We start from the raw sequence: 8,650 nt of genomic DNA, 5'->3' as shown, positions 1-8,650 counted from the left end.
GTCTCGCCGCGGGGAGAAAGGCGCAGCCCAGAGCGGCGATCCTGGACAGCCGGACGCTGCGCTCCTCTCCCGAAAGCAGTGAGCAGTCGGGGTATGACGGTGCCACGCAGAAGAAGGTCTCGAAGCTACACCTGGCGGTCGACACGCTGGGTCACCTGCTGACGCTGCACGTCACGCCCGCCAGCGCCGGTGACCGGGCTGAGGTTCGGCGCCCGGCCCAGGCCGTGCAGACTTCCACCGGGCAAAGCGTCGATCTGGCCTATGTTGATCAGGGCTATACCGGTGCGAGGGCTGCCGAGGCCGCCAGGGCGCATGGTATTGAACTGGAGGTGGTGAAGTTGCCGGAGTCCAAGCACGGCTTCGTATTGCTACCGCGGCGCTGGATCGTCGAGCGGCCCTTTGCCTGGGCGACGCGCTTCCGAAGGCTGGTGAAGGACTACGAGCGCTATGCCAGCACCCTTGCCGATCTCCACCTCATCGCATTTGCCTGCCTCGTGCTCAAACAGGCCGCTCTACTAACCGCAGGTTCATAACAGCCTCTAGGGCCTGTTTGAGCTTGATTGCTGTTCCCATGTGTTGGGTATGGCGGAGAGTAACGGCAATCAGGTTTTCACGGATGCGGCCTGGGCGGTGTGGGAGCCACTGATCGAGGAGCTCAGGCCTCACGGCAAGACACCGCCGAAGGACCTCCGGCGGACCATCTCGGCCATTCTCTGGCGGCACCAGAACGGCGCCAAGTGGCGTAGCATTCCTGACGATCTCGGACCCTGGTGGCTGGCGGCGCAGCTCTTCATCGCTGGGCCAAGGCGGGTGTCTGGGAGCGCCTGCTGGCGCTGGTGCAGCAGCAGGGTGTAGCGCTCGGCATGACCTTCCTCGATGGCACTAACATCCGTGCTCATCACAAGGCGGCGGGCGCGGAAAAAAGGGGGGCCATGGCAGAGAGCGAGATCTACGTGAAGCACTTGGCCGATCTCGCGGCGGCTATGGCACCAAAACTTGCGTAATTGCCGATGGGCGCGGACGGGCCATCGCCTTTGCTCTCGCGCCCGGTCAGGCGCATGAACTGCCGCTTGCACTTGGTCTGCTCAACAGCCTGCCGGACGTACCAGGGTGGATCATCGGTGACCACGGCTATGCCTCCGATGCCTTCCGCGAGCGGATCTGGAACATGGGCGCACGTCCTGCCATCCCACCCAAGCGCACGGATGCGCCGGTCGCCTGTCCCAGCTGGATCTACAACAACCGCTGGCGGGTGGAGAACCTCTGGGCGCGCCTGAAAGAATGGCGCGCCGTTGCTACCCGCTACGAGAAAACCGCTCGATCCTTCCTCAGCATCCTCTGCCTCGCAGCCGCCGCCGATTGGATCAAGATCTAACAGGCCTTAGTGATCGACTGGTGGCACGATCTGGGTTTGCTGCCCCCGCCGTTTCTTGTGGATGAATGATCAGGGTCAGCGGCGCAGGCGTCCATTATGGCAGGATCTATGGCACAATAATTTCCCAATATCATGTTCGACATCTTGCATTGTTGAAGACAAGCAAGAATGTCACGCGCCTGAAAATCTCTACAAATTTCGGCTCAATCGAGCCTTATGCCGCGCGCGCGAATCACGCTGCTCCAGGACTGTGTTTCGGCGGCCAGCCAGCGGCGGAACGATTCGGGACCCTCGGCCCGGGCCCCTGCGCCCAGATCGGCCAGACGCGTCCGGGTTGCCGGCAGGTCCAGTGCGGTTGTGAAGGCGTCATACAGCCGCGCGATGGTGCCGGGCGGCGTGCCGGCGGGGGCCAGCAGGCCCTGCCAGATCCCGGCCTCGGCGGCGGGCCAGCCGAGTTCGGCAAAGGTTGGGACATCTGGCAGGTCCGCCAAGCGTCGTGGCCCGGTCACCGCCAAGGCGCGCAGCCTGCCATCCTTGACAAATGGCAGCGTCGCCGTCGCGCCATTGACGACCATCTGGCTTTCGTTGGTCACCGCCGCCTGGATGCCCAGCATGCCGCCCCGGTAAAAGATCTCGGTGACGGTTCCGCCCCAATGCTGCACGGCGACCAGGGCCGTCAGGTGGTTCAGCGCACCCACGCCCGAATGAGCGAAGTTGATCTTCCCCGGATTGGCCCGCACATAGGCCGCCAGCTCGGCCCCGCTCGCCGCCGGGACCGAGGGATGCACCGCCAGGACATAGGGCGCGTAGATCAGCATGGTGACCGGATCGAGATCCTTCGCGGGATCGTAGGGCAGCTTGGCGAAAAGGCTGGGTCCGGTGGTCAGGATGCCCGGATCGGTCAGCAGCACGGTGGTGCCGTCGGGGGCGCTCTTGGCGACATGGTCGGCGCCCAGATGGCCGGCGGCGCCGCCACGGTTGTCGATCACCACGGCCTGCCCTAGCGCGCGCTGCACGTCCGGCTGGATGATCCGCGCGACCAGGTCCGAGGTGCCGCCCGGTGGGAACGGCACCACGACCTGCAAGGGCCGGTTCTGTGCGCGGGCGCTGCCCGCGGCCAGCAGCGCCGGCAGGGCCAGCACGCCGCGTCGGGTCGCGCCATGGTATTGGGTCATCCGGTCGCCCCTTGTGGTTGGCTCAGCGTGCGCAGCACGCCCGCGATGTAGCCGGTGGCATAGGCGCGGCTGCGATGTCCCCAAACCGTGTCGCCCTCCACATGCGGGACATGGTCGTCGATGACAAAGCCGTCGAACCCGGCTTCCAGCAATTCGCGCAGCACCGCGACCGGATCGACGCTGCCTTCGTCGATGAAGGCTTCCTCGAACCGCGGCAGCGCGCCGTGGACGCTGCGCAGATGGACGTAATGGATGCGGCCCGCCCTTGCGAAGCGCCGCAGCGCCGCCATCATCGGCGCCGCCCCGATCTGTCCAAAGGCACCGGTGCAGAAGGCCAGGCCGTGATACGGGCTGTCAGCGAAGGCCATGGCCCGGGCGAAAGCGGCCTCGCTGCGGAAAATGCGCGCGACGCCGTCCAGCACCGGTACCGGGGGGTCGTCCGGATGGAGCGACAGCCGGACCCCGGCCGCTTCGGCGACCGGCAGCACCTCGGCGATGAACTGCTCCCAATTCGCCCAGATCTGGGCCTCGCTGCGCGTCGGCAGGCCGCCGGTCGCCACGCGCTGGCCCACCGCGTCGTCATAGCCGGTGACCAGCGCCCCGCCCCGGCCATGTGCCGCCTTGGCCGTGCGCCAGACCCCGTCGGGAATCCAGTTGTAGCCGAGCACCGGGATGCCCGCCTGGCCCATGGCACGCAGCGTTGCTTTGAAATCCTCGATCTGCTCCTCCGCGCCCGGCAGCCCCAGCATCGCCTTGTCGAGCAGGTTGCGCGGCACGCCCTCGATGCAGCTCAGCGCCAGCCCATGCGCCTCGACGGCCGCCCGTAACTGGGCCAAATCCAACGCCGACCAGCGCCGTGTCGGGGCGCGTGGGCCCGACGCCGCGGTGAATTCTTTGTTGAGGAAAGCGATCCAAGCCGGACTGTCGAAGTCCGGCTTATTGACCGTGACCCCGCTGCAGCCGATCTGTCGCGCGAACGCGAGATCGGCTTGGCTCAGCTCGCGGAACTGGCCGGCGACGATGCGTGGCAGGCACCTTGGTTGATCCGGCACCTCGAAGCCTCCCCGGTCTCGCTTTAAGCTAGCGAGCATATTTGATAGAATCAGGGTAACGGCAAGATTTGATAGAATCAAGCATGACGACCGAAGACCGCGTAATCGCCAGCATGCGCCGCATGATCGTGGAGGGTGCCCTGGCGCCGGGCGAGAAGCTGACCGTGGCCGCGCTCGCAACCCGCCTGGCCACGGGGGTGACTCCCGTGCGCGCCGCCCTGAAAACCCTCGAAGCCGAGGGGCTGGTCGAGGCGCATCCCAATCGTGGCGCCTGGGTCCGCCGCTTGGCGCCCGACGATATCCGCAACATCTACCGCCTGCGCCGCGCGGTAATACGGCTGCTGATCCCGGACGTGATCCGCTACATTTCCGATGCTGAGCTGGAGGAGCTCGACCTGTTGGAGGCCGGCTTCGAGGCGGCGGTCGTCCAGGACGCCTCCGCCGCCATGGCGGCCAATGAAGACTTCCACATCCACCTATTCTCGATCGCCCGCAATCGCGACGCGGCCGCGGTGATGTCACGCAGTTGGGCCCTGGTCGAGGCCCTGCGCCTGCGCCTGGGGTTTGGCCCGGGGCGCTTGGCGCGATCAGTAGAAAGCCACCGCGCCCTGCTCGTCGCGATCAGGCGGCGCGATGCGGCGGCGGCGACTGCACTAGCCGTCGCATCGTCCGATCAGGCGATGGAGGATTTGTTGCATCGGGCCGGGGAAGACAAGGCAGGAAGCCGCACCGCGCTTGCGCTGCGACATGCGCCGTAAGTCGCTCGACGACGAATATCACGTCGTACCTTTCCAGAAGCACGATAATCCGAGCTTATTGTGCGCAGGAGGTCGCCGCAGCCGCTGCCACGTGGGTCGGTAGTGACGAGGCGAACAGGTGGGCGCTTCGATCCTTCTATTTCAGGTATATCCGAAATGGCCCCAGCGCCGCTCTATGCAGGTGCTCGTAGGTCTTTGCGGTTTCGGCGATACAGGAAGCGATCCATCTCCGGCACGAAGCGCACAACCTCGAAGCCGCCCGTCTCGAGCACGCGCCGAGATCCTGCATTTGCCGGATGGGCGAACGCCCTGACCTCTGGCAACTGAAGCGTATGATCCGCAACTCCCGTGCTGGCGGTGACTAAGGCGTGCTAGAGCTTGAACGCTGATCCTATATTTGGGGCATGGCAGAGAGCAACGGCACTCAGGTTTTCACGGATGCGACCTGGGCGGTGTGGGAGCCGCTGATCGAGGAAGTCAGGCCTCATGGCAAGACACCGCCGGACGATCTCTGGCGGACCATGTCGGCCATTCTCTGGCGGCACCAGAACGGCGCCAAGTGGTGCAGCATCCCAGACGATCTCGGGCCCTGGTGGCTGGCGGCGCAACTCTCCATCCGCTGGGCCAAGGCCGGTGTTTGGGAGCGCCTGCTGGAACTGGTGCAGCAGCAGGGTGTGGCGCTCAGCATGACCTTTCTCGACGGCACCAACAGGCGCGCGATAGTAGACTTCCCGAACCGCTGCGGCCTACCACGGCCAAGCTGCGCCCAGCCGGGATGTCCAAATCGATACCGCCCAGCACCCTACTGCAAATATATCGTGAGGGCATCCTGTCGGCCGCCTACTCAGCGGGGCTGATGGTGCGCGAAGGCCGCTCAGGGCCAGAGATCGCGCGCGCCCTACACCAGCAGGCCTTCCACGAGGATTTTGGACCGCAGCATGGACCGGCGAATGACAGTCGGGTTCGGCATCCATGAGTGCGGCTGCTGCCAAACTCGGGCTATCGACTTCGAAAATGCCTGGGGCAGCCCGCAGAAGCACGCGTTACTGGAAAGGTCTATCGAGATTATCAAGTAGACGCGCCTCCACGCGGATAGGCCTACTTCGGCAAAGATAGTAACCAGCGCACGACATGGTCGCCTGTAGGGCTTGGAGATCAGATACCCCTGGAGATCGGTGCAGCCTTCCGCAATCAGTCGCCGCATCTGCTTGGCGGTCTCAACACCTTCAGCCGTGGAGCGAACACTCAGGCCGCTACATATAAGGCAAATTGCCGAGACAATCGTGGCTGACTGATTATTGTTCGCGATGTCCTGAATAAAGCTTCGGTCAATCTTGTTCCGGGTAAATGGAAGCTGGCGGATCAGACTGAACGAAGAGTACTTGGTCCCGAAATCGTCCAGGGTGATGTGGACACCCATATTACGGATGGCCTCAAGGTAATCCCGTGGCAACGCCGAGATTATGTATCGCGGCGGCCTCTGTGATCTCAAGCTCAAGACAGCTGGCGGGTAGTCGGGTTTCGGCCAGTATCTTCGCAATCCTCTCAATCAATCCCGGGCAGGAAAATTGCGTCGATGGGAGGTTGAATGAAACCATCACGTCTAAGGGCCATGTCTTCGCAGCCAGACAAGCTTCGCGGACGACCCAGTCATCGGTCTCGCTCATGAGACCGACATCTTCTGCAAAAGAGGCGAATTCTGCTGGTGATATCGGGCCGACATTAGGCCGGTCCCAGCGCAACAAAGCCTCGAAGCCGGTGGGCCGATTGCTGCGCACATCCATGATAGGCTGATAGTGAAGGCGGAACTCGCCGCAAGTGATCGCGTCGCGCAGATCTTGCTCAAGGTTTCTGCGTTCCCGGGCCACGGCTTCCAGGTCAGGATTGTAGAGGCAAGATTGGCCACGCCCTTCGCGCTTCGCATGATAGAGTGCCATGTCTGCCTTGCGCAGCAAGCTATCTGGGTCACACCCATCATCACGGCAATGCCGATGCTCGCGCTGACGGAGAGAATCTGCTGCTCATGATGAACAGGAAGTGTGATTTCGCTGATGAGGCGGCGAGCCAGGGTAAGGGCGCTACTGTCTTTGCTGCAGCTCTTGGCAAGGATTACAAATTCGTCGCCGCCTAAACGTGCGGCCACATCGTCGTGGCGCAGGAGGCCACGAATACGCTGTGCGGCGCACCCTAGCGCTGGACGCCGAACGACCTGCCGCCTTGGGCAGTCTATCAGCAGGCGCGGCGCTGGCTGGCGGCAGGCTGCCTCATAGCCCTGGCCGAGGATCTGACCAGGGCTACACCGGCGCGCGGGCTGCCGAGGCTGCGAGGGCGCACAGCATCGAACTGGAGGTCGTGAAGTTGCCGGAGGCCAAGCGCGGCTTCGTGCTTCTACCGCGGCGCTGGGCCGTCGAGCGGCCGTTTGCCTAGGCCACCGCTTTCGGCGGCTGGTGAAGGACTACGAGCGCTACGCCACTATTCTTGCTGATCTCCATCTCTTCGCCTTCGCCTGCCTGAATGCTCAAGCAAGCCGCTCAACTGGCTGCAGGTCCATAACAGCCTCTCGCTCTGCTAGCCCTGAAAGTTGCCGCTCATTATCTGAGGCGACCGGCGGTCGGTGCGCGACCGCGTTAAAAATGGGATCTAATTAACCTTTGATAAATTAATGATATCATCGGCCATAAGAACAGCCCCTTCACTTGAAATACTTACGTCAAAAATTTCAGAATTATTTCCCTCAATCCGGAGGATGATATTCCCCTTGTTTTTTTGTAGTCCAACCTTCCAGCTGTGAGCCTCCATATTGAATGGGGCCTTAGGCATAGAAACAATTTGTGGCCCTTGGCTAGCAATCCAAGAAATTACCACCATCTGAAGGTCAACCAGGAGTCGGTGAGCTTGCTCAAATGTCATGTGAACCTGCACATGAAGTCCAGAACGATCAATTACAGGAATAAAAATTCCATCATTACTGTGCACAATACGAAGAATTTCTTGCAAATTTATATTTGCAACTTTGTCGCCAATAGCTTCTTTTATCATGGTGCGGTATCCTGCGGATCAATGATTCTGTCTATCATTATTATATTGAATTTCTACTAATTATAGGGTGGGGTCGTTGTAAGAAGGTCGACTTGCTTGGGCGGTGTCTGTCGCCTGCTGAAAGTTCCGATATCGGTTTTATCGGCCACCTGACCAGTTATGAAATCCCGAATGTCAATCAGCGTCCAAAATTGACCCCGGATCGGCGTGCAAAAATGACCCCGTCTACAGCGTGGTGATGGCGCTAGTTGCGGTTCCTGAATCGCCAGCTGGCGTTGCCGGTCTCGATGATGTCGCAGTGGTGCGTCAGGCGATCGAGCAGCGCGGTGGTCATCCTGGCGTCGTTGAACACCGTCTCCCAACCTGAGGCCGGTGTGCAAGCCGTCCGCTCGACCAGGTAATGGCTGCACATCTGCAGGAACCGGCGATTGAACTGTCACTCGCGTCCCACACCTACGACGTCCACCGCTGTGCGCATGTTGTCGTAAATGCCGCGCTGGCAGGTGCCGCGGAAAAACGCGAACGCCTTGTCATGCGCATCGAACACCATCTCCTGGCTCTCGCGCGGATAAGCGCGCACGAACAGCATCCGGCTGTGACACAGCCGCATCTGCGCCACCCGCACCGCGACCGTGGCACCGTGCAGCACCACGACCTCCTGCGACCAGTCGAACTGGTAGGCCTCGCCGGGCGCGAAGCTCAGCGGGATATAGGCATCTGAGATGGCAGTGCCGCGCTGCCGCTGCCGCGCCCGGGCGTAGCGACGCACGGTGTCGTAGCCGCCGGTAAACCCCTGCTGCTGCAGGTCCTCGAACATCCGGATCAGATCGAGCCGCTCGCGACTGGGTAGTCGCTCGTTGGCGCTGAGCCGCTGTTCCAGCAGCTGCGTCCAGGCCCCGAGCTTGGGCCGCGGCTGCACCTGACGCTCATAAGTGAACGCCGTCTCGCCCGAGCGCAGCACCCGCCGCACCGTGTTGCGCGCCAGACCCAGCTCGCGCGTGATCTGCTTGATCGACTTGCCGCCCACGAAGTGCGCCCGCCGGACCCGGGCAATCATGTCCACCGCCAGCATCCCCCCGCTCCCCCTCTGAGAGAGGGGCAGCATCTCAAATTCAGGGGGTCAGTTTTGAACGCCGATCACCCCACCAGAGGGGTCAATCTTCCATGCCGATCCACAGCTTGACCACTTCCAGTTCAATGCCGTGCGCCTTGGCGGCGTCGGCCGCCCTTGTTCCGGTATAGCCCTGGTCG

Annotated in this window: 7 protein-coding genes and 5 pseudogenes; 5 read left to right on the top strand and 7 right to left on the bottom strand. The window is 62.5% G+C overall.

Annotated features, from left to right (window positions below; all coding sequences use genetic code 11):
* Together IBL26_RS24685 and IBL26_RS24680 are read left to right on the top strand one after the other, a co-directional pair.
* Window positions 1–533, top strand: a 533-nt coding sequence (locus tag IBL26_RS24685; protein WP_187787160.1) for a transposase, incomplete at its 5' end; no start/stop codon positions are given.
* 49 nt (window positions 534–582) lie between these two features.
* Window positions 583–1,375 (top strand): annotated as a pseudogene (locus IBL26_RS24680) (IS5 family transposase).
* Window positions 1,376–1,578: 203 nt separating this feature from the next.
* Here IBL26_RS24680 and IBL26_RS24675 read toward each other — a convergent pair.
* Window positions 1,579–2,550 carry a Bug family tripartite tricarboxylate transporter substrate binding protein gene (locus tag IBL26_RS24675; protein ID WP_187787159.1) on the bottom strand — a complete coding sequence of 324 codons (972 nt, stop codon included), beginning with the start codon at window positions 2,548–2,550 and terminating at the stop codon, window positions 1,579–1,581.
* Window positions 2,547–3,602: a mannonate dehydratase gene (locus IBL26_RS24670; protein ID WP_187787158.1), complete on the bottom strand. Its 1,056-nt coding sequence runs from the start codon at window positions 3,600–3,602 to the stop codon at window positions 2,547–2,549. The genes IBL26_RS24675 and IBL26_RS24670 overlap by 4 nt, the downstream gene beginning before the upstream one ends.
* Before the next feature lie 83 nt (window positions 3,603–3,685).
* On the opposite strand from IBL26_RS24670, the gene IBL26_RS24665 reads away from it, so the two are divergent.
* Window positions 3,686–4,360, top strand: coding sequence for a GntR family transcriptional regulator (locus IBL26_RS24665; protein ID WP_187787157.1), 675 nt, complete (start codon window positions 3,686–3,688; stop codon window positions 4,358–4,360).
* 404 nt (window positions 4,361–4,764) lie between these two features.
* Window positions 4,765–5,079: pseudogene (locus IBL26_RS24660) on the top strand (transposase); the annotation flags it as partial.
* Between the two features lie 179 nt (window positions 5,080–5,258).
* Here IBL26_RS24660 and IBL26_RS26215 read toward each other — a convergent pair.
* The 3 genes and pseudogenes from IBL26_RS26215 to IBL26_RS26210 all read right to left on the bottom strand — a co-directional run.
* Window positions 5,259–5,780 (bottom strand): EAL domain-containing protein, encoded by a 522-nt coding sequence (locus IBL26_RS26215; RefSeq protein ID WP_187787156.1) that lies wholly within the window; start codon window positions 5,778–5,780, stop codon window positions 5,259–5,261.
* A 13-nt stretch (window positions 5,781–5,793) separates the two neighbouring features.
* Window positions 5,794–6,297: an EAL domain-containing protein gene (locus tag IBL26_RS24650; RefSeq protein WP_187787155.1), complete on the bottom strand. Its 504-nt coding sequence runs from the start codon at window positions 6,295–6,297 to the stop codon at window positions 5,794–5,796.
* A gap of 44 nt (window positions 6,298–6,341) precedes the next feature.
* Window positions 6,342–6,590, bottom strand: a pseudogene (locus IBL26_RS26210) (diguanylate cyclase domain-containing protein); the annotation flags it as partial.
* A 56-nt stretch (window positions 6,591–6,646) separates the two neighbouring features.
* On the opposite strand from IBL26_RS26210, the pseudogene IBL26_RS24640 reads away from it, so the two are divergent.
* A pseudogene (locus IBL26_RS24640) lies at window positions 6,647–6,913 on the top strand (transposase); the annotation flags it as partial.
* A gap of 87 nt (window positions 6,914–7,000) precedes the next feature.
* Here the strand turns inward: IBL26_RS24640 and IBL26_RS24635 are convergent.
* Both IBL26_RS24635 and istA read right to left on the bottom strand, forming a co-directional pair.
* Window positions 7,001–7,399, bottom strand: coding sequence for a hypothetical protein (locus tag IBL26_RS24635; RefSeq protein ID WP_187787154.1), 399 nt, complete (start codon window positions 7,397–7,399; stop codon window positions 7,001–7,003).
* Between the two features lie 244 nt (window positions 7,400–7,643).
* A pseudogene (istA, locus tag IBL26_RS24625) lies at window positions 7,644–8,471 on the bottom strand (IS21 family transposase).
* Window positions 8,472–8,650 lie beyond the last annotated feature (179 nt).

The organism is Teichococcus aerophilus (assembly GCF_014490485.1).
GTDB lineage: Bacteria > Pseudomonadota > Alphaproteobacteria > Acetobacterales > Acetobacteraceae > Pseudoroseomonas > Pseudoroseomonas aerophila.
Note: the sequence above shows the minus strand (reverse complement) of the source record. Positions and strands in the feature narration are given on the sequence as shown.

Bases quoted from the DNA above. Each gene is read 5' to 3' on its own strand.
- IBL26_RS24675 (WP_187787159.1), bottom strand. From the start codon at position 2,550: ATGACCCAATACCATGGCGCGACCCGACGCGGCGTGCTGGCCCTGCCG.
- IBL26_RS26215 (WP_187787156.1), bottom strand. From the start codon at position 5,780: ATGGGTGTCCACATCACCCTGGACGATTTCGGGACCAAGTACTCTTCG.
- IBL26_RS24650 (WP_187787155.1), bottom strand. From the start codon at position 6,297: ATGGCACTCTATCATGCGAAGCGCGAAGGGCGTGGCCAATCTTGCCTC.
- IBL26_RS24635 (WP_187787154.1), bottom strand. From the start codon at position 7,399: ATGATAAAAGAAGCTATTGGCGACAAAGTTGCAAATATAAATTTGCAA.
- IBL26_RS24665 (WP_187787157.1), top strand. From the start codon at position 3,686: ATGACGACCGAAGACCGCGTAATCGCCAGCATGCGCCGCATGATCGTG.